15 protein-coding genes and 1 tRNA gene are annotated in these 19,864 nt (G+C 68.2%); 9 read left to right on the plus strand and 7 right to left on the minus strand.

The window, feature by feature from the left end:
* On the plus strand, positions 1-158 hold a 158-nt coding region (locus HV824_RS13235), incomplete at its 5' end, for a transposase domain-containing protein (RefSeq protein WP_176423421.1).
* Here HV824_RS13235 and HV824_RS13240 read toward each other — a convergent pair.
* Both HV824_RS13240 and ffh read right to left on the minus strand, forming a co-directional pair.
* On the minus strand, positions 90-2,180 hold the full coding sequence (locus HV824_RS13240) for an Ig-like domain-containing protein (RefSeq protein ID WP_176423422.1): 2,091 nt from the start codon (positions 2,178-2,180) through the stop codon (positions 90-92). The genes HV824_RS13235 and HV824_RS13240 overlap by 69 nt on opposite strands.
* Before the next feature lie 406 nt (positions 2,181-2,586).
* Complete coding sequence (gene ffh, locus HV824_RS13245) at positions 2,587-4,233, minus strand: signal recognition particle protein (protein WP_176423423.1); 1,647 nt, start codon at positions 4,231-4,233, stop codon at positions 2,587-2,589.
* A 310-nt stretch (positions 4,234-4,543) separates the two neighbouring features.
* On the opposite strand from ffh, the gene HV824_RS13250 reads away from it, so the two are divergent.
* A tRNA-Leu gene (locus HV824_RS13250) sits at positions 4,544-4,629 on the plus strand.
* 63 nt (positions 4,630-4,692) lie between these two features.
* Positions 4,693-5,649 (plus strand): pirin family protein, encoded by a 957-nt coding sequence (locus HV824_RS13255; protein WP_176423424.1) that lies wholly within the window; start codon positions 4,693-4,695, stop codon positions 5,647-5,649.
* A 6-nt stretch (positions 5,650-5,655) separates the two neighbouring features.
* Here the strand turns inward: HV824_RS13255 and HV824_RS13260 are convergent, their stop codons facing one another.
* Positions 5,656-7,611 (minus strand): ATP-dependent DNA helicase RecQ, encoded by a 1,956-nt coding sequence (locus tag HV824_RS13260; RefSeq protein WP_176423425.1) that lies wholly within the window; start codon positions 7,609-7,611, stop codon positions 5,656-5,658.
* Between the two features lie 33 nt (positions 7,612-7,644).
* Positions 7,645-8,559, minus strand: a complete 915-nt coding sequence (locus tag HV824_RS13265; protein ID WP_368738055.1) for a LysR family transcriptional regulator — start codon at positions 8,557-8,559, stop codon at positions 7,645-7,647.
* 69 nt (positions 8,560-8,628) lie between these two features.
* On the opposite strand from HV824_RS13265, the gene HV824_RS13270 reads away from it, so the two are divergent.
* The 3 genes from HV824_RS13270 to HV824_RS13280 all read left to right on the plus strand — a co-directional run bounded on the left by HV824_RS13270 (position 8,629) and on the right by HV824_RS13280 (position 13,096).
* Positions 8,629-9,735, plus strand: coding sequence for a saccharopine dehydrogenase family protein (locus HV824_RS13270; RefSeq protein WP_176423426.1), 1,107 nt, complete (start codon positions 8,629-8,631; stop codon positions 9,733-9,735).
* A 54-nt stretch (positions 9,736-9,789) separates the two neighbouring features.
* Entirely contained in the window at positions 9,790-11,463 is a 1,674-nt protein-coding gene (locus HV824_RS13275; RefSeq protein ID WP_176416542.1) for an amidase, read from the plus strand.
* Between the two features lie 154 nt (positions 11,464-11,617).
* Positions 11,618-13,096: a glycoside hydrolase family 6 protein gene (locus tag HV824_RS13280; RefSeq protein WP_176423427.1), complete on the plus strand. Its 1,479-nt coding sequence runs from the start codon at positions 11,618-11,620 to the stop codon at positions 13,094-13,096.
* A 28-nt stretch (positions 13,097-13,124) separates the two neighbouring features.
* Here HV824_RS13280 and HV824_RS13285 read toward each other — a convergent pair whose 3' ends face one another.
* The 3 genes from HV824_RS13285 to HV824_RS13295 all read right to left on the minus strand — a co-directional run bounded on the left by HV824_RS13285 (position 13,125) and on the right by HV824_RS13295 (position 15,844).
* Positions 13,125-14,588 (minus strand): MDR family MFS transporter, encoded by a 1,464-nt coding sequence (locus HV824_RS13285; protein ID WP_176416544.1) that lies wholly within the window; start codon positions 14,586-14,588, stop codon positions 13,125-13,127.
* Positions 14,589-14,768: 180 nt separating this feature from the next.
* Positions 14,769-15,335 carry a hypothetical protein gene (locus tag HV824_RS13290; RefSeq protein ID WP_176416545.1) on the minus strand — a complete coding sequence of 189 codons (567 nt, stop codon included), beginning with the start codon at positions 15,333-15,335 and terminating at the stop codon, positions 14,769-14,771.
* A 74-nt stretch (positions 15,336-15,409) separates the two neighbouring features.
* Positions 15,410-15,844 carry a hypothetical protein gene (locus tag HV824_RS13295; protein ID WP_163777246.1) on the minus strand — a complete coding sequence of 145 codons (435 nt, stop codon included), beginning with the start codon at positions 15,842-15,844 and terminating at the stop codon, positions 15,410-15,412.
* A gap of 167 nt (positions 15,845-16,011) precedes the next feature.
* Between HV824_RS13295 and HV824_RS13300 the strand changes: the two genes are divergently transcribed.
* From HV824_RS13300 to HV824_RS13310, 3 genes are all read left to right on the plus strand, one after another.
* Positions 16,012-18,669, plus strand: a complete 2,658-nt coding sequence (locus HV824_RS13300) for an ATP-dependent Clp protease ATP-binding subunit (RefSeq protein ID WP_176423428.1) — start codon at positions 16,012-16,014, stop codon at positions 18,667-18,669.
* A gap of 77 nt (positions 18,670-18,746) precedes the next feature.
* The gene (locus HV824_RS13305; protein WP_176423429.1) at positions 18,747-19,400 is read left to right on the plus strand and encodes an Isoquinoline 1-oxidoreductase subunit; all 654 of its coding nucleotides are present in this window, start codon (positions 18,747-18,749) and stop codon (positions 19,398-19,400) included.
* A complete protein-coding gene (locus tag HV824_RS13310; RefSeq protein ID WP_176423430.1) occupies positions 19,397-19,858 on the plus strand; it encodes a (2Fe-2S)-binding protein in 462 nt (153 codons plus the stop codon). The genes HV824_RS13305 and HV824_RS13310 overlap by 4 nt, the downstream gene beginning before the upstream one ends.
* The last annotated feature ends 6 nt before the right edge of the window (positions 19,859-19,864 follow it).

The following is a 19,864-nucleotide window of genomic DNA, read 5'->3' on the forward strand; positions in this document are numbered from 1 at the left end:
GCGAGGCCAACGGCGTCAACCCCGAGACGTATCTCGCGGACGTCCTGCTGCGCGTGCAGACACACCCCAACTCGCGCATCGGTGAGCTGCTACCCCACGAGTGGAAGCGGCGACGCGCCGCCGACCCGCACGATTCGCTCCTCCAGCTCAGTCACTGAACAGCTCGCTCGTCGAGGCGCGCGCCGAACACGGTCCTCGTCCGTCATCAAGCCTCCTAGCACGACGTCCACCGGACGGTTACATGCCAGCCAGGGCCGGTTTTCACGATCAATCTCCAGCGCGGGATGGAATGCCTCCACGTCGCCGCCTGACGACGAAATTAAAGGTGGTCCAATAGGCTCCCAGGTGGAGCTAGGGCGGCGGGAGACATGAATGGAGCGCTGGGAGTTCGTGACACCGCTCCATGCCACCATGGGAATGTCGTTTTCGCCGATTGCGAGCGATGCATCAGTGTTGTCTGTGGAAAGATGGCTGATGAGCGCCGGTTCGGCCCATGCGCTGCCTGTCCAGTTTGAGAAGTGAATTGTTCGTTCTTCTGAACTCTGCCGCACTTCTTCCCAGGTCACAAACGGTACCCCGCCTGTTGAGATTGCAATGCCAGGGCTGGTCGCTACTGCGGACTGTGGTAGCGTGATGAGGCTGCTTCCCAAGGCAGTTGAATGGTTCTGTAGTACGCCAATGACACGTGTTTCATCTGGGCCATGGTAGGCATCATATGCGACGAAGACATTGGTGCCCTGTGCGCTGATGGTCGCGCTGGCGGTCGTGTCGTAGTCTATTGGGCGGTGTACGTTGATGGGGGCCCAGTTCGTCGCGCCCGTTTGAAGTTCAAAGGCCGCGAGCCGCCCAACACCCGATACGTGCGTCGCGTAGACGTAAACGGTTCCGGTATTTGTTGTTGTGAGGCACGGCTCGCCAATGAGTGTCTCCACACTGCCCGTTATGGGAAACGCAGGTAGGTCTTCCCAGGACGTGCTGTTCCAGCGCCTCGCGTAAAGATTCTTTCCGATTCCAACTCCCGTTGCCTCATCCCAGACCACCAAGATTCCCCCCGAAGCATCAATATGGAGAGCCGGGTTCTCTGCATGAGTCCCTGCCCCGGCGAGGCCGCTCAGTCCTTCGCCCAGGTGAACCCAGTTCGCTCCGTTCCAGCGGGCCACATGGATGTTCTTGGACGAACCGTCGAACTCCGACCATGCGACAACGGGCCGGTCATCCGCATCCAGCGCGAGCACGGCATTCTCGGCCGGAGTTGCTCCGGGAAACGCACTGAGGGTTCCTCCGACAGGAAGCCAGACAGGGACCGTGAATAGCCATTCGCTGGTGGAGTGCAGAACATTGCCCGCCAGATCCAGGATGGGCTGCGCGCTGGTTCCGAGCTTCACCAGAACGGTACTGGGGGCGGGAAGGGGGATGGAAGGGACAATGCTCAAAGTTGTTCCGTCAGCAGAGAGGCTGATGGCGGCCTCAACCCGTGAGTTGCCGTGAACGAGCACTTCGACGTTGTCCTGAGAAATGCTCGCGGAGCGCAGGGGCTCGGTAAACGTCGCTTCCAGCGATGTGCGCGCGCTGACCTGGGAATTGCTCGACGCTGGAGTTCGGCTCGCGACAGTCGGAGGTGTGCGATCCACAGCCACCGTCCGCGCCACGCTCGTGAAAGACGTGCCTCCTCGGAGGGCCCGTGCGGTGAGCTGGAACTCACCTTCGCTCATCCCCCGGGTATCCCAGGTGTAGGTGTACGGTGGTGCAGAGACCCGAGCCAGCAGCTGTGTATCCCGGTAGAACTCAACGGCCTCGGCTGCGCCCCCCTCAATCGTTGCTTCGAGCTGCAGCGCTCCATTGGTGTAGGTGAGAGATTCCCCCGGTGCGGGTGCTGCCCATCGCACGACCAGGTCCCCTGCCCGCGCGACGGCGAGCTTGAGCGAGGCCGTCCGGAAGTCGTTTCTCGATGCCGCGTGCACCGTGAGCGTCGCTTCTCCGACCGCCGTGTTGTCGGAGACCTGAATGGTCAAAATCGCGGTGGACGCTCCGGCGGGAATTGTCGCGGGCTGCGCGGTGATTCCAGAGGGCGGCTGCTCCAGTGTCGCCGTGACGCTGTCCGTGAAGTCAGTGGCTCGGACGATGGAGACTTGGATGTCGCGGTTGCCGCCTTGGAGTACGGAGTCCTCGCTGGGGCTCACGCTCAGTGTGAACTTCGTTGTGGGCTGCGCTCCTCCGTCCGGGGTTGGGTCGGGCTCGACCTCTGGGACGTTGATGCACGCCGTGGACAAGGAGATTGCGGCTAACAGCAGGGCACAGGGAAGTCTGGACATGAGTTGGAGGCTTCGCAAAGAGCGTTCCAGGTGCCGCGATGAGCGTTGATGCAATCGAGGCCCAGCGAGGCACGGTTCATTTCCGCGCGGACCCAGCGATACGAGCGTCGGCCGGTCGCGCGCGGATGTCAGCCCCATACCACGCCCTGTGACAGGCCTGTCCCCGCCGGCGGATTCCAGTCCGGACGCGCGGATGTGCCCCCAGAAACACGAACGCCCGCCCTCCCAGCACGGATGCGGGGAGGCGGGCGTGGGCACCGGGGCCGCGGGCGGCCTACTTCTTCTTCCGGTTCTTCTTCTTGTTCTCCTTCTCCCGCTTGCGGCGCTCCTTGATGGCGTCGCGGTCCTCGCTCTTGCCGGTGGCGGAGGGCGGCGCGTAGCCCATCAACCGGGCCTTGGCCATGGCGGCCTGGCCCATGGGCGGCGTGTAGCCGGGGGCGATCTGCGGCAGCTGCATGGGCATGCCCATGCCGGGCATCCCACCGCTCATCATCTTCTCCATCATCTTCGGGTCGCCGCCGAACATGCTGGAGAGGTCCATGTTCTTCATCTGCGACAGCTGACCCAGCTGCTTGAAGCCGGGGATGCGGCCCAGCAGGCCCGGGTTCTGCCCGATAGAGCCCATGACCTGCTGCATCATCCCGAACTTCTGGAGCAGCTCCTTGACCTCTTCGACCTTGCGGCCGCTGCCCTTGGCGATGCGGTTGACGCGGCTGGTGTTGATGGAGTCCGGCCGCAGGCGCTCGTTCGCCGTCATCGAGTCGTACATCGACTCAATCTTCGTGAGCTCCTTCTCGTCCGGGTTGAGGTGCTCGGTGAGGTCGCCGAAGAGGGGGAACTTCTCCAGCAAGTCCTTGAGCGGTCCCATCTTCCGGACCATGCGGATCTGCTCGACGAAGTCCTTCATCGTGAACTGGCCGGACAGGAGCTTCTTGGCATCCTCCTCGGCCTTCTTCTCGTCGACGACCTTCTCGAAGTCCTTCATCAGGCCGACGATGTCGCCGAACCCGAGGATGCGGCCCGCGAGGCCGGCCGGGCGGAACTCCTCCAGCTTGTCCATGGACTCGCCCATGCCGAGGAACTTGATGGGCTTGCCCGTGACTTCCTTGATGGACAGCGCGGCGCCGCCGCGGGCGTCACCGTCCAGCTTGGTGAGGATGAAGCCGTCCAGCGTCAGCCGCCGGTCGAACTCCGCCGCCGTGCGCACGGCGTCCTGACCAATCATCGCGTCGCACACCAGCAGGATGTTGTCCGGCTGGACGTTGCCCTTGATGGACTCCAGTTCGGCCATCAGCGCTTCGTCGATGGCGAGCCGGCCGGCGGTGTCGATGAGCACCACGTCGCACTTCTGTTCGCGCGCGGCGGCGTAGCCCCGCCTGGCGAGCTCGGGCGGCTGGACGCCGGGCTCGTGGTAGACGGGGACCTTGAGCCGCTCGCCCAGGACCTTGAGCTGGTCCACGGCGGCGGGGCGGTAGATGTCGGCGGCGACGAGCAGGGGCTTGCGCCCTTCCTGGAGGAGCCGGCTGGCGAGCTTTCCCGTCGTGGTCGTCTTACCGGAGCCCTGGAGGCCCACCATCATGATGCCGGACAGCTGGCCCTTGGGCTTCAGCTTCAAGCTGGTGTCGACGGGCCCCATGAGGGCCTCCAGCTCGTCGTGGCAGATCTTGATGAAGTGGTCCATCGGGCTGACCTTGCGCTTCTGGCCAGCCGTGTCGGTGAGGGTCGTCTGCACCAGCTCGCCCACGGACTTCTCGCGGACGCGGGCGACAAACTTCTTCACGACGTCGAAGGCGACGTCGGCCTCGAGCAGGGAGACGCGGATGTCGCGCAGCGACTCGTCGACCAGCTCCGGAGTGAGCTCGCTCTTGCCGGCGAGGCGGTTCTTGGCGGCGCGGAAGCCCTTGGTTACGGTCTCGAGCATGGGGGGCGCTTTATAACAGGGTCAGGCGGGATGCGACGGTGGAGCACATGCTGTCCGTCGAACTGTGAAGAGTCGGGGCCCGGAACCGGCCTCCCAAGCGGCGAATCCGACCCAGGGCCCTGGATTCTTCAACGCTCTTGAGGGGTTGGCGCATCCCCGGGCGCCCTGGCGCGGGGCCAGGGGCGCCGTAGGACGCGAGCCTGGCGCCCGGGCTTGCCTGGTGCCCCAGCGGAAAAGGAAGAGCGCTGGGGGCTGCACGAGGCCTTTGCCGGAGGGAGGACAGGCCCTGTAGGGTGCTGCCCGCAGCAGGGCACGAGTGGCGGAACTGGCAGACGCAGCGGACTTAAAATCCGCTGGCCCGTAAGGGTCGTCCGGGTTCGATCCCCGGCTCGTGCATGGACTCCGGGCGGCTCCCGGAGGAGGCTCGGGGGCGCACCTCCGGTTTCCGGCAAGCCCTCCATGAACGCCACCTCCCGCCGCCGCTTCCTCCTTCAGTCAGGCCTGCTCGTGGCCGCCTCGGTCGTGGGGTGTCGGCGTTCGGAATCACCCGCAGTCATCCTGCAGTCGCAGCGCAGCGTGGTGCAGGCGCTCGAAGGCATTCCCGCGACGGATGGGGCAGGGGTCCAGTTGACGCGGGTCATCGGGCAGCCCGCGCTGAGGAACATCGACCCGTTCCTCATGCTGGACCGGTTCCACTCCGATGACCCCGGGGCCTACATCAACGGCTTCCCGAATCACCCGCATCGGGGCTTCGAGACAGTCACGGTCATGCTAGACGGGCGGATGCGCCACCGGGACAGCCGTGGCAACAGCGGGCTCATCGCCGGAGGGGGCTCGCAGTGGATGACCGCGGGCCGTGGTCTCATCCACTCGGAGATGCCGGAGCAGGTGCAGGGGCTCATGTCCGGCTTCCAGCTCTGGCTCAACCTCCCCGCGAAGGAGAAGCTGTGCCCGCCCGCCTACCAGGATCACACGCCAGCGCAGCTCGCGGAGGAGCGCCTGTCTCCCTCGGGGAGCCGCGCGCGTGTCATCGCGGGCCACATGAACGGGCTCCGGGGCCCCGTGCGTGAGCGCCCCACGCAGCCGCTCTTGCTGACCCTGGCGCTCGAGGACGACCGCCCTTTCGAACTCGACACACCGGCGGACCACACCGCCTTCGCCTTCGTGTCCACGGGCGAGGTAGACGTGGGCCCCGAAGGCACGTCGAAGCCGGTGCGCGAGGGCTCGCTGGCATTGCTCGGCCCGGGAGGCCGGCTTCGCGTTCGCGCGCGGAATCGCCGGAGCGAGCTGCTCATCGCCGCCGCACGCCCTCTACGTGAGCCCATCGTCCAGTACGGCCCGTTCGTCATGAACACCCGCGAGGAGATCCGCCAGGCCTTCGAGGACTATCGCGCGGGCGTGCTCGACCAGGGGTGATGCCCGTCAAGCCACGGCCAGTTGGGCACAGAAGCTCAGCACCTCCGCGAAGGGCCAGCCCTCCAGCGCGCCGAACAGCTTGTGTCCCCCGAGCTTCGCCCGCGTGAGGGCGGGACTGCTCAATCCACAGAGGAACCTCGTGGCCTGCCTCGGGTGCCGGAGCGCCTCGGGATGCTTCGCGGCCAGGGCTCGGAAGCCCGCCACGTCGAGGCCCGCGGGCAGCGCCGGCCTCCGGCGCACCGCGGGGAGCATCTGGGCCTCCCCGGTCCGGCAGAAGGTGCAGTGCCCACATGGCTGCTCCCGCCGCTGACCGAAGTGGGCGACCAACGCATTGCTCTGGCACCCCGCATGGGTGACGAGCTTCAACACGTCCCGAACACGCGTGACCTCCTGAACCTCGCGCTGCTGGAAGCGCTGATGGAGGAGCGTGGTGAGCGCCGCGGCGTCCTCCTGGGAGCGCAGCCGAGTGAATCGCTGACGCGGCTCAGACATCTGGAGCAACACGACTCCTTGCTCCTCGAGATACTCGATGGCTCGGACCACCCGCTCGCGGGGCTGTCGTAGCGAGCTCGCCACCTCGGCCGGGTCCAGCGAGTACCAGGTACGTCCTTTCTTCGCCTGGGCGAACACGTCGCGCAGGAACTGCACCCGTTCTCCCTGGAAGCGCCCCACGAGCGCATCGAGCGACACGAGCGGCTGCACCTTGTAGCCCGCGTAGTACGGCGTGCCCTGCCTCAGCACGCCTTCGAGCTCCAGGTACGTCAGCGCCGTGCGCAGCACGAGCGGCCGCACATCATGCCGGCTGGACAGAGCGAACATGTCGACGCTCAGCTCGGGACCCAGGCTGAGCAACTCCGTCACCAGACCTTGAATCGCTTCCCGCGTGGGGGTGTCCCCGAGCGCGAAGTTCTCCAGGCTGGAGACGTCGTCCGGACACGCGAACAGCTCCACCACCGACGGCGCTCCATCGCGCCCGGCGCGGCCGATCTCCTGGCTGTAGCTCTCCAGGCCCTTGGGCAGGTTGTAGTGATACACGGCCCGTACGTCCGCCTTGTCGATGCCCATCCCGAACGCGATGGTGGCCACGACGATGCCATTCGAGGAGGCCATCCAAGCTTCCTGCACCCGCTCACGGACCTCCGACTCCAGGCCCGCGTGGTAGGCGCTGGCGGGGAGTCCTTCGGCGGAGAGGAACGCGGCCACGCGCTCGGCGGTCTTCTGCTGCGTGACGTAGACGATGGTGGGGCCGGGCGCTCGGGAACCGAGCCGCTCGACGAGCAGTGCGTCGCGGACCTCGGCGTGAACTGGGGTTGTCTCCAGTGTGAGGTTTTGCCGGTAGAAGCCCGTGACGACCGCGTTCTCCTCGGGGATGCCGAAGCCCTGGCAGATGTCCCGGACGACGGAGGGCGTCGCCGTGGCGGTGAGCGTGAGGACTCGCTCGGCCGACAGCTCCCGCGCGGCCTTCGCCAGCTTCAGATAGTCCGGCCGGAAGTTGTGGCCCCACTCCGAGACACAGTGCGCCTCATCCACCGCGAACAGGGAGATGCGCAGCTCACGGAGCAGGGCGGTGAAGCGCTCGTTGTTGAAGCGCTCGGGTGCCACGTACAACAACTTGAGCGAACCCTCACGCAGCGCCTGCGTGACTTCCCGTGAGTCGTCCACCGACAGCGAGGCGTCCAGCCGCGCGGCGCGAATGCCCTGCCGGGCCAGGGCGTCAATCTGGTCCTTCATCAGCGCGATCAGCGGTGAGACCACCACCGTGATGCCCTCCAGCAGCAACGCCGGAAGCTGATAGCAGAGTGATTTGCCGCCACCCGTGGGGAACACCGCGAGCGCCGCGGCGCTCGGACCGAGCAGGGCTTCGAGGACCTCTCGCTGCCCGGGGCGGAAGTCCGTCAGTCCGAACCGTTCGCGCAGCACGGTGTCGAGTGAGCCGCGCCGTGCGCCATCTGCCCTTTGCATGTAGCTCCTCCTGCTCAACGACTTGCTCTCCGCTCACCGGGGGAAGAGCGTAGCCACGAAGTCCAAGAAGACGCGAACCCGCGAGGGAAGGTGTTTACCGCGCGGGTACAAAGCATGGATGGGGCGGGGCGCACCCGCCTGTTCTTCCAGAACGGGCACGAGCGCTCCGGATTCCAGTTCGCGGGCCACCATGAAGTCGAAGAGCTGGGCGATGCCCAGGCCCAGCACGGTCGCCTCACGCAAGGTGGCACCGTGGTTCGTGTGGAACGTGCCTCGGGGCTCGGCGCTCACCGGGTCGCTCCCGTCATGCAGCAGCCAGGAGGCGGGCGCGCGCTCTCGGAGAAAGCCCAGGCAGTTGTGCCGGCGCAGGTCCGCCACCGTCTCGGGTCGGCCGTGACGTCGCAGGTACGCGGGGGCGGCGCAGGCGAGCAACCGCGTGGTGCCCAGCTTCCGAGCCACCAGCCTCGAGTCCTCCAGGATTCCAAGTCTCAGGAACACGTCGGCGCCTTCGGTGATGGGGTCCACCACCTCGTCCCGGAGTGTCAGGCGCAGCTCGACGCCAGGGTACGCCGTGAGGAAGCGAGGCAGCGCCGGCATGAGCACCAGCTGGCCGATGACTTGTGGCGCGTTCACTCGGAGCACGCCCACGGGCCTGTGCCGGGAACGGGAGAGCGACTCCTTCGCATCCTCCAGTTCCCCGAGGATGCGCTGGCAGCGGGCGTAGAACGCACGACCGTCCTCGGTGAGCTGCATGGCGCGGGTTGTCCGCTGGAAGAGCACGACGCCCAGTTCCTCCTCCAGGCGGGCAATGCGCCGGCTCACGGCCGACGCGGTGAGCTGGAGCTTCCGTGCCGCACGGGTGAAGTCACCGTGCTCGGCGGCGCGAACGAAGGCTTCAATGTTCGAGAGCGAGGGCATTGATGCGTGGTCCGCACAGATGATGTTCACGGACCTTGGTCGCATTCCACGGAAACTGGCGGCAGAACCCTTCCGGACGCATGACGGAGAGGTTCGAAGATGGACGCTGTGGGACGCACCGGGGACATCCTCGTGGTGGGCGGCTACGGGCAGGTGGGGCAGGAGGTCGTTCGCATCCTGGCTCCCTCGTTCCCGGGCCGCGTGGTGGTGGCTGGCCGCAGCAGGGCCAAGGCGGAGTCGCTCGCGCGGCGCACGGGGGAGGGGACACGGGCGCGGGCGCTCGACGTCACCGCGTCCGATGCCGTGGCGCACCTGAACGGTGTCGCGCTCGTGGTGATGTGCCTGGACCAACAGGCATCTTCATTTGTCGAGTACTGCCTGCGTTCAGGCCTCGACTACGTCGACGTGTCGGCATCGGAGGTGTCCTTGGCCGCCTTCGAGCGACTGGCGCCCGTCGCGGCTCAATCGGGGAGCACCGCTGTGCTCAGCGTGGGGGTGGCTCCGGGGCTCACGCAGGTCCTGGCGGCGCGGGCGGCGTCTCTGCTCGACACCGTGGAGCAATTGGACCTCTTCGTGTTGCTGGGTGGCGGCGACATTCACGGCGCGGCGGCCATCGAATGGACGCTGGAGAACCTCTCCGCGCCGTTCGACGTCTACCGACAGGGACAACTCCACCGTGTCCACGGGTTCCACGAGGCCACCTGGGTCCACTTCCCTGGAGAAGCGAGGCCGCGCCGTGCGTGGCGGTTCAACTTCCCGGACCAGCGAACCGTTGCACGCACGTTGTCCGTTCCCACCGTGTCGACATGGCTGTGCTTCGACCCACCTGGGTTGGGCCGTCTGGCCGCGCTCGCCGTCCGACTGGGGATGGGCCGGCTGTTGCGATGGCCACCGCTCCGACGTGTCGCGACCTGGCTGGCCCTGCGGGTCCACGCGGGCTCGGATGTGTGTTCGGTTCTGGCGCAGGCGAGGGGACACTCCGCGGGCATGCCCGCGACGCGGGTCATGACACTGCAAGGCCGGCGAGAGGCGATGCTGACGGGGCGGGTCGCGGCGGAGGTGGCTCGCGAGTTGCTCGCCGGTCACGGCCCTGGAAGCGGCGTTCTTCACCTGGAGCAGTTCGTGGACTCGGAGCCCTTCCTGCGACGCGTCGCCGCCGCCGTCCCGGACGCGCGGTATCTGGCTCACGACGAGGCGTGCCGCTGAATGGGCCACCATCGCTCATGCGGTATCGCCGGCTCGGGGGTAGGCTGCCGCGCAATGACCTACCAACGCAACCCCGTGAAGGCGCCCCGTGTGTCGGGCCTGGCGCTCAAGGCTTTCGTGAACGCGCTCGAGAGCGGCGTCGGGTCGGTGATGCTGGACAAGCTGACGCGGGACAGCGGCATCGAGCGCTGGCGTGAGCTCCCGGCGGGGGATGCGCCGCCGCTCCAGTTCCCCCTGCCCCAGGGCACCGCGGCCACGGAGTCGCAGACGCCCACGGAGCAGGCCGCGCGCGCCATCGCCGCGTCCGCCAGCCCACCGGAGCGTGAGAGCGTCGCGTCCTATGTCCGCGCCTACCGCGAGGGCGCCACGGACCCGGTGGCCGTGGTGCGGCGCATTCATGAGTCCATCGCCCGCATGGACAGCGGGAAGCAGCGCCTGGGCTTGTTCATCTCCCGCAAGCCGGACGAGGTGCACCGGGCCGCGGAGGCGTCCACTGAGCGGCTGCGCGCGGGCCGCCCGCTGAGCGTGCTCGACGGGATTCCCGTCGTGCTGAAGGACGAGGTCGACCTGGCCGGGTTCCCCACCACGCTGGGCACGCGGTTCCGCACACAGGAGGCCACGGCGGACTCGACGGTGGCGGCCCGGCTCAAGGCCGCGGGCGCCATCATCCTCGGCAAGGCCAACATGAATGAGATTGGCATCAACCCCATCGGGTTGAACCCCCACCACGGCGCCGCCCGCAATCCCTGGGACACGGGCCGCATCACCGGTGGCAGCTCCAGCGCCTCCGCGGCCGCAGTGGCCGCGGGCCTGTGCCCCTTGAGCATCGGCGCCGACGGTGGCGGCTCCATCCGCATCCCCGCGGCCCTGTGCGGAATCGTCGGCCTCAAGGCGACGTGGGGCCGCATCCCGGAGACGGGCGTGCCGCCGCTGTGCTGGAACGTGGGCCACGTGGGCCCCATGGGGCTCACCGTGGACGACGTCGCCGCCGCCTATGCGCTGCTCGCGGGGCCGGATGGACATGACCTCGTCTCACAGGGGCAGTCGCCGCATCACCTGTCTGGCTACGAGGATGAGGGCCTGAGCGGCGTGCGGCTGGGCATCTGCTGGGACTACTTCGAGGACGCCGACGCGGACGTCGTCGCCCGCTGCAAGGAAGCCGTGGCCGCGCTGTCTGCCGCGGGCGCGCGCGTGGTGGAGCTTCCGCCTCCCGACCTCAACACCGTCTTGTGGACGCACAGCTGCATCATCTTGAGTGAGATGTCGGAGGCGATGCTTCCCCACGTGAAGGCGCATCCGTCGGAGTTCGGGCTCGACACGCGCACCAACCTGGCCATTGGTCGGCACTTCCGGGCCACGGACCTGGTGCACGCCCTGCGGCACCGGCATCGCCTGACGCGCGAGCTGCTGGCGCAGATGGCGGGCGTGGACGTCCTCGTCACGCCGACGACGGCCACCACGGCGCCCCTCATCCCGGAGGCGGCGCTTCCGGATGGCGAGTCGAACCTGCCCGTCGTCGATGCCCTGATGCGCTTCGTGCGCCTGGCCAACCTGACGGGCTTCCCTTCGCTGTCGGTGCCAGCCGGCTTCGACGAAGAGGGGCTCCCAGTGGGGCTCCAGCTCACGGGCCGCCCCTACGAGGAGCACCTGCTGCTGCGGCTGGGCCGCGTGGTGGAGCAGGCCTCTGAGTACCGCGTGCCGCCTGTTCATCTGCGCGCACTTCGCTGAACCACAGCGGATTGAAGGGCTGTAAATCAGGAAAAACGTGCAAGTGTGGCGCCGCGTGCTCGCGGGGCCACCCACGGGCCACGCACTCGACACAGCCCGCGTCACTCCGGGCGCCGCTCCCTGGCGTCCTCGCGCGGGCGGGAGGAAGGGCTTCGTGCAACCAAGTGACTCCGCCTGTTCACCGTTTCGTCGCTTCACCGCTCCGGCCGCGCTGATGCTCGCGGCGGCCATCGCGACTGCCTGTGGTCCCTCGGAGCCGCCCGCCCCGGCGGAGCCCGAGGCGCTCGGCATTCGCGCCGATGCGCTGACCGAGCTCGTCTCCAATGGCACCTTCAGCGGCGGCACCGTATCGCCCTGGTGGAGTGGCCCCAACACGCAGTCCCGCGTGGAGAACGCCCGGCTGCGCGTGGACGTGGGCGGCGGGACGGTCAACCCCTGGGACGCGCTGATTGGCCAGGATGACATTCCGCTCGTGAGTGGCCGGGCGTACACGCTGTCCTTCACCGCCTCCGCTTCAGTGAGCACGACGGTCCGCGTGACGGTGCAACTGGAGAGCCCGCCGTACACGGCGCCGCTGGACCGGCAGATAACGTTGGACGGCACGTCGCGCCGCTTCACGTTCCCCTTCACGTCGACGCTGGCCACGCAGGCGGGACAGGTCACCTTCCAGATGGGAGGCCGCGCGACAGGGTTCAGCGCGTTCATCGATGACATCTCGCTCACCACGGAGGACGGCGGCGGTGGCGGCGGGCCGTTGGGGATGACGAGCGGCTTCTACATCGACCCGAACTCCAACCCCGCGAACTGGGTCCGGGCCAACAGCGGGGACTCGCGCGCGGCGCGCATCCAGTCCTCCATCGCGAACAACCTGGCCGCGCGCTGGTTCGCCGCGTGGAGCGGAGACATCACCACTGCGGTGTCCAGCTTCGTCGCGGCAGCGGACGCGGCGGACAAGCTGCCGGTGCTGGTGGCCTACAACATCCCGGGCCGTGACTGCGGCAGCCACTCGGGCGGAGGCGCGGGGTCGCCGGAGGCGTACCGGACGTGGGTTTCGTCCTTCGCCGCCGCCATCGGCAACCGTCCCGCCGTCGTCATCATCGAGCCGGACGCCGTCGCCCAGCTCGACTGCCTGGCGAACGACGCCGAGCGGCAGACGCGCATCAGCCTGATTCGCTACGCCACCGAGCAGTTCAGGGACCGCGCGCCGAACACGTGGGCCTACCTGGACGCGGGCAACGCCCTGTGGATCAACGCGGACACCATGGCCCAGCGGCTGGAGAACATGGGCGTGCGCAACGTGCGGGGCTTCGCGCTCAACGTGTCGAACTTCTACACCACCGCGCAGTCGGCCTCGTACGCGGGCTCCGTCAACAGCTCGCTGAGCAGCCGGTACGGCTACACCAAACCCTTCGTGGTGGACACCAGCCGCAACGGCAATGGCTCCAACGGGGAGTGGTGCAACCCCGCCGGCCGGAGGATTGGCACGACGAACCAGGTGGGCGTGGGCGGCGCGGAGCTGGTCCTGTGGATCAAGGTCCCCGGGGACTCCGACGGCCAGTGCGGCGTCGCGCCCAACACGCCCGCCGGCACCTTCATGCCGGACGTGGCCCTCCGGATGATTGACGGCCTCTGAAGCCGCGCCCAGGGGCGCCGCACGGACGTCAGTGCGGCGCCGCCACCTCGGTGGTGGACACCGTCGTGGTGCGCGACACCTTGGGGAAGAACAGCCCCGCCGTGAAGGCGGCCACGGTGAAGGCGCAGATGAGCCAGAAGTTGATGCTCAGCCCCGCGCCCAGCGCGCCGCTCAGCGTCGCCAGCAGGTCCGCGGGCAGGTCCCGGCCATGGTCGGGGCTCATCAAGGCGTTGGCGGCCGAAATCGGCACCGTCGGGTCCTTGAGCAGCTGCGACACCATGACGCCGCCCATCAACCCCACGCCGATGGCGCCGCCGATGGTGCGGAAGAACATGTTGCTGGCGGTGGCCACGCCGCGCAGCTCCCAGCCCACGCTGGTCTGCACGGCGATGAGCAGCGCGGTGGACGCGAAGCCCATGCCGATGCCGAACAGGCCCATGGCCACCTCCGGCACCAGCTTGGGGGCCTGGGGACCCAGCAGCAGCGCCATCAGCGACGTGCCCACCACCGTCAAGCCCAGCCCGCCCACGATGAGCGGGCGGAAGCCCGTCTTGAGCAGCAGCTTCCCGGCCACGAGCGCCGCCAGCGGCCAGCCGACAATCATCGGCGTAATCATCCCGCCGGCCTCGGTGGGCGTTCCCCCCAGGACGCCCTGGACGAAGAGCGGAACGTAGGTGGTGGCCCCGAACATCGCCGCGGAGAAGAGCGCTCCCGCGATGGAGGAGATGACGATGGCCGGCACCTTGAAGATGGACATGGGGATGATGGGCTCGGCCGCCTTGCGCTCCACGGCGACGAAGGCCGCGAGGAGCACCGCCGCCACGGGCAGGCCCCACAGATTCACACCCACGCCCTGCACGCCCACGAGCAGCGCCACCACCCAGCCGGTGAGCAGCGCGGCGCCCGCGTAGTCCAGCTTCTGGGGCTTGCGCTCCACACGCTCGTGGAAATAGCTCAGCAGCAGCACGACGCAGCCCAGGCCCACCGGGACGTTGATGAAGAAGACCCAGTGCCACGTGAGGTACTTCACGATGAAGCCACCGGTGATGGGCCCAATCAGGCCGGCGATGCCCCACACCGCGCTGAACGCGCCCTGGACCTTCGCGCGCTCCTCCAACGTGTAGAGGTCCCCGATGACGGTGAGCGCCACCGGCTGCATCGCGCCCGCGCCCAGCCCCTGGAGCGTCCGGAAGCCGATGAGCATGGCCATGGACGTGGACAGGCCGCTGGCGATGGAGCCCACGAGGAACAGCACGATGCCGAACAGGAGCACGGGCTTGCGGCCGTAGAGGTCCGCCAGCTTCCCGTAGATGGGCACGGTGATGGTGGACGACAGCATGTACGCGGTGAAGACCCACGCGTAGTGCTGGATGCCACCCAGCTCACCCACCACCGTGGGCATGGCCGTGGAAACGACTGTGGCTTCCAATGCGGCCATGAAGAGGCTCAAGGCCAGGGCCAAGGTGGTGAGGGGACGATGAGTGGTTCGCATGGAGGCGTCAGCGCGGGAGAGGCCCTCCTTAACGGCTGCGGGCGGGTGTCGCCAGCAACAAGCGGCGTCATGCCCCGGGTGGCCACTCCGCGTGCGGACGCACACGGACTCGGAAACGAACGAAGGGCCAGCCCCCACCTGCGTGGGAACTGGCCCTGGGAGCTTCCATCCGATTCGGGATTACAGGCCGCGCATCAGCTGGGCCTGGGCGAAGGCCGCCATCTGCTGGGCGTTGAAGCGGCCCTCGGCGATGTCGCCCACCGTCTTCGCGCCGGTGCGGACCGTCTCCACCATGTCCGCCAGCTTGCCCACGGTGCCGGCCTTGCCGAGCATGGAGGCCACGCCGCCCAGCGGACCGCCAGCGACCATGGCCAGGCCGTTGTCGATGAACTTGTCGACGAAGGGCTTGGCGAGCTGGCCAATGCCGAAGGGCAGCTTGTCCAGCAGCCCGCCAATCATGCCCTTGAGCGGGCCGGTGATGGCGCTCATCGCCTTGTCGACGAGGCCGGACACCTGACCCAGCGCGCTGCCAATCTTGCCGGCGATGCCGCTGAGGCCGTTCGCCAGGCCGCCTACCGCCTTGCCGATGCCGCCCAGCGCCTTGCCGATACCGCCCAGCGCGCCCGCGATACCGCCCGCGGCCTTGCTCGCCGCGCTGGCCGCACCCGCGGCGGCGCTCCGACCAGCACTGCTCGCGCCATTCGAGCCACGGCCACCGTTCGAACCACCTGCGCCGCCAACGGACATGGGGAAAACCTTTACGAAAGAGGTTGAATGTACGGATTGTCGGGGAGCGTGGGAGAAAGTTGCGTCAAATCCGCCTAGACGCGATCAGGCCCGCCCTTGGGCACGTGCTGGCGGAGCTTCTGGCTGGTCTCCTCGTCCACCTTCACGGGCTCCTGGCCCTCATCCCCCCGCAGGGACGGCTTGTTCGCGTCATCCTGCTTCCCTTCAAAGCCACTGTAATAGGACTTGGGCGGGCCAATGCCCAGCTCGCCATTGGCGGCGGCGATGAAGAAGTTGGCGACGTCCTGGGTGGACGGCGGGTTGTAGCCGGCGGCGCGCAGCTCCTCGTCCGGGGCGACGATGAGCGTTGGCTCCTTGTCCGGGTTCTGGGCGTAGTCGAGGACCAGCTCGACGTAGGCCTCCAGCTCCATGTCCAGGGACTTCGCGATGCGCTGGGTGTCTGGGTCCGCGAGCAGCTCGGCGCGGACATTCTCCACGGGGCGCTTCAGGCGGGGTTTCTGTTCGGACATGTCGGGGACTCCCGGAGGGCGTGGAAAAACGACTCTTCCGGCAGGTTAGCGTCCCGTGCAACGGGGGGCCACCTTGGACGCCCGGCCCTGGCCTGGGGCCGAGGTGAGGCGCACCGGCCGTCCCTAGCGTTGGGGTTGAACCGTCGTCGTCCGGGGGATCCCAAACCATGGCCAATGTCTGCGACCTCTGCCACCAGCGCCCAGCGTCCACCCGCGTCACGCGCGTCATGGGGAACCGGCGGACCACCGAGTCCCTGTGTGACATCTGCAGCAGCCAGCGCTCGCGCTTCGGGCGCATGGGCCTGGGCACGTCGCTCTTCGACCAGTTCTTCAGTGACTTCGGAGACGAGGACTTCGGGGGGCTGTCGCGCTCACTCCAGCAGCCGGTGGAGCGCTACGACATCACCGAGGCCTTCTCCGATGAGACGCGGCGCGTGCTGGAGGCGGCCTTCGAGGCGGCGCGGAGCGCGGGGGCGGCCTCCATCGACACGGAGCACCTGCTGGTGGCGCTCGCGAAGGACCCGCTGGGAAAGGCGGCGCTCAGCCGCATGAAGCTGGACCCGGCCCGCGTCGCCGAGCGCGCCGAGTCCGAGCTGCGCCGTGGGAAGCGCCCCATGGAGCGCCCCGAGCTGTCGCCGCACGCCAAGCGCGCCCTGGAGCTCGCGTACCAGGAGGCCTTCGAGCTGGGGCATTCCTACGTGGGCCCCGAGCACGTGCTGCTCGGGTTGCTCCAGGAAGGGGAAGGCCTGGCGTCGGAGCTTCTGCGCGAGCAAGGCGCCCAGCATGGCAAGGCGCGCGCATCCGTCGCGGAGTCGCTGGCGCCTTCCTCCGACGAGGCGCGCCGGTCGCCCACGCCCACGCTGGATGAGTACTGCCGCGACCTGACGAGCCTGGCCTCGGAAGGGAAGCTGGACCCGGTGGTGGGGCGGGCCAACGAAATCGAGACCACGCTCGAAATCCTCTCGCGCCGCACGAAGAACAACCCGGTGCTCATCGGTGAGCCGGGCGTGGGCAAGACGGCCATCGTGGAGGGCATCGCCCAGCGCATCATCTCCGCGGCCGTCCCCGACACGCTGCGGGACAAGCGCGTGCTGCAGTTGGATTTGTCCGGCCTGCTCGCGGGCAGCAAGTACCGCGGCGAGTTCGAGGAGCGGCTGAAGAAGGTCATGGACGAGGTGAAGGCGCACAGCGAGGACATCGTCCTCTTCATCGACGAGATTCACACCATCGTCGGGGCGGGCGCGGCGGAGGGCGCCATGGACGCGGGCAACATGCTCAAGCCGTCCCTGGCGCGCGGCGAGCTGCACGTCATCGGCGCGACGACGCTGGACGAGTACCGCAAGCGCATCGAGAAGGACGCCGCGCTCGAGCGCCGCTTCCAGCCCGTGGTCGTCCCGGAGCCGACGGCCGAGCAGGCCATCGAGATTCTGCGAGGCCTCAAGGACCGCTACGAGTCCCACCACCGCGTGCGCATCGCGGACGAGGCGCTGGTGGCGGCGGTGGAGCTGTCGGACCGCTACGTCACCGGGCGCTTCCTGCCGGACAAGGCCATTGATTTGGTGGACCAGGCGGCGGCCCGGGTGCGCTTGCGGCTCACGCTGCCGCCGGAGCGCCTGGTGAACGCCGAGCACGAGGTGGTGAAGGTGAAGCGCTCGCTCGACGAGGCGCGCGGCCGGAAGGCGGGGCCGCGCATCCAGGAGCTGGAGTCGAAGCTGAACGCCGCCGAGCGCGAGGTCCAGGGCGCCCAGAAGGAGCGCCGCACGCAGAAGTCCGGTGAGACGCCGGAGGTCCGCGCCGAGGACGTGGCGGAGGTGCTGTCGCGCATGACGGGCATCCCCGTGACGCAGATGACGGAAGACGAGCGCAAGAAGCTGCTGGAGCTGGAGTCGCGGCTGCACGAGCGCGTCATCGGTCAGGAGGAGGCCATCCGCGTGCTGTCGCAGGCCATCCGGCGGGCGAGGGCGGGGCTGAAGGACGAGTCGCGTCCCATCGGCTCCTTCCTCTTCCTGGGCCCCACGGGCGTGGGCAAGACGGAGCTGGCGAAGACGCTGGCGGAGCTGCTCTTCGGTGACGAGAAGGCGCTCATCCGCTTCGACATGAGTGAGTACATGGAGAAGCACGCTGTGAGCCGGCTGGTGGGCGCACCGCCGGGCTACGTCGGCTACGAGGAGGGCGGGCAGCTCACGGAGTCCGTGCGGCGGCGGCCCTACAGCGTGCTCCTCTTCGACGAGGTGGAGAAGGCCCACCCCGACGTGTTCCACATGCTGCTTCAGGTGCTGGATGACGGGCGGCTCACGGACGCGCAGGGCACGGTGGTGAACTTCAAGAACACCGTCATCATCGGCACCAGCAACCTGGGCTCGCACCTCATCCAGGAGTCCACCGCGCGCAAGGAGCCGCAGGAGCGCATGCGGGAGCGCGTCATGGGCGTGCTCAAGGGGCACTTCCCGCCCGAGTTCCTCAACCGCATCGATGAGACAGTGGTCTTCGAGCCGCTCAACCGCGCGCAGCTGCGCGCCATCGTGGACCTGATGCTGGAGAAGACGCGCCGCCTGCTGCACGGCCAGGGCATCGCGCTGGAGGTGACGTCCGCGGCGCTGGAGGCGCTGGTGGACAAGGGGTGGGACCCGACCTTCGGCGCGCGTCCGCTGCGGCGTGAAATCCAGCGCGCCATCGAGGCGCCGCTCGCGGAGAAGCTCATCTCGGGCGACATCCATGAAAACAGCCGCGTGAGCGCGGATTTCAAGGATGGAAAATTCCGGTTTGACGAGGTGGAGGCCGCTGAGACGGAAGCCGAGCAGGCTGAGGCGGGCGCCGTTCACTGAACCGTCACGTGTGGGGTCATCCTGGCCCCCGAACATTCGCCTTGTAGTTGGTACGGACATGCCGGAGCCTTGGCGTGATGCAGCCATCTCTTCCGGTCATGGCCTCGCTCTGCGTCCTCCTGCTGGCGGGAGGATGCAAGCGGGAGCCCGATGCCGCGGCGGCGCAGGTTCCCGCGCTGCCCGAGGTTGCCCCCAACGCGCTGCGCCCCGTGGACGCCTTCGCGGCCATCCCGGACCGGAAGGAGCGCTCGCGCGCGCTCTTCCTGGAGGCCAGCCGCGTCTTCTTCCATCCGCGGTGCGCGAACTGTCACCCGGCGGGCGACAGCCCCCTGCAAGGCGACGACGGTCAGCTCCATGACCCGCCCGTGGTGCGCGGCCCCGAGGACCACGGCGTGGTGGGCATGGAGTGCACCAGCTGCCACCAGGACAAGAACCAGGACCTGACCCGCGTGCCCGGCGCGCCGAAGTGGCATGTCGCCCCCATTGAAATGGCGTGGGTGGGGAAGAGCCCTCGCGAGGTGTGCGAGCAGCTCAAGGACACGAAGCGCAACGGCGGCAAGACGCCCGAGCAGATGATTGAACACAACGCCCACGACGCGCTGGTGGCCTGGGGATGGAACCCGGGCTCGGGGCGTGAGCCCGCTCCGGGGACGCAGGCGCAGTTCGGCGCCATCGTCGCGGCCTGGGTGGAGACGGGCTCGGAGTGCCCGAGCGAGGAGGCACGGCCGTGACGGTTCGCGTTCGCATCAACGGTGAGGAGAAGGAGCTGGACGTCGACCCGGAGATGCCGCTGCTGTGGGCGGTGCGGGATGTGCTCGGGCTCACTGGCACGAAGTACGGCTGCGGTCAGGCGCTGTGTGGCGCATGCACCGTCCACCTCGACGGTCAGCCGATCCGCGCGTGCGTGACGCCCATCCGCCGCGCGGAGGGGCGCTCGGTGACGACCATCGAAGGGCTGTCGCCCGACGGCAATCACCCGCTGCAGAAGGCCTGGGTGGAGCTGGGCGTGCCGCAGTGTGGCTTCTGCCAGGCGGGGCAGCTCATGTGCGCGGCGGCGCTGCTGGCGAAGAAGCCGCGGCCGTCGGACAAGGAGATTGACCAGTCGCTCGCCGGCAACCTGTGCCGGTGTGGGACGTACACGCGAATCCGCTCGGCCGTGAAGAAGGCCGCGGGCATGTCCGAGGAGTGACGAGGC

This window comes from Myxococcus sp. AM009 (assembly GCF_013372605.1).
Taxonomy (GTDB): domain Bacteria; phylum Myxococcota; class Myxococcia; order Myxococcales; family Myxococcaceae; genus Myxococcus; species Myxococcus vastator.

Excerpts from the sequence above, each read along its gene's own strand:
- ffh (WP_176423423.1), bottom strand. The coding sequence starts at position 4,233 with ATGCTCGAGACCGTAACCAAGGGCTTCCGCGCCGCCAAGAACCGCCTC.
- HV824_RS13255 (WP_176423424.1), top strand. The coding sequence starts at position 4,693 with ATGAACGCCACCTCCCGCCGCCGCTTCCTCCTTCAGTCAGGCCTGCTC.
- HV824_RS13260 (WP_176423425.1), bottom strand. The coding sequence starts at position 7,611 with ATGCAAAGGGCAGATGGCGCACGGCGCGGCTCACTCGACACCGTGCTG.
- HV824_RS13270 (WP_176423426.1), top strand. The coding sequence starts at position 8,629 with ATGGACGCTGTGGGACGCACCGGGGACATCCTCGTGGTGGGCGGCTAC.
- HV824_RS13275 (WP_176416542.1), top strand. The coding sequence starts at position 9,790 with ATGACCTACCAACGCAACCCCGTGAAGGCGCCCCGTGTGTCGGGCCTG.
- HV824_RS13285 (WP_176416544.1), bottom strand. The coding sequence starts at position 14,588 with ATGCGAACCACTCATCGTCCCCTCACCACCTTGGCCCTGGCCTTGAGC.
- HV824_RS13290 (WP_176416545.1), bottom strand. The coding sequence starts at position 15,335 with ATGTCCGTTGGCGGCGCAGGTGGTTCGAACGGTGGCCGTGGCTCGAAT.
- HV824_RS13295 (WP_163777246.1), bottom strand. The coding sequence starts at position 15,844 with ATGTCCGAACAGAAACCCCGCCTGAAGCGCCCCGTGGAGAATGTCCGC.
- HV824_RS13300 (WP_176423428.1), top strand. The coding sequence starts at position 16,012 with ATGGCCAATGTCTGCGACCTCTGCCACCAGCGCCCAGCGTCCACCCGC.
- HV824_RS13305 (WP_176423429.1), top strand. The coding sequence starts at position 18,747 with ATGCAGCCATCTCTTCCGGTCATGGCCTCGCTCTGCGTCCTCCTGCTG.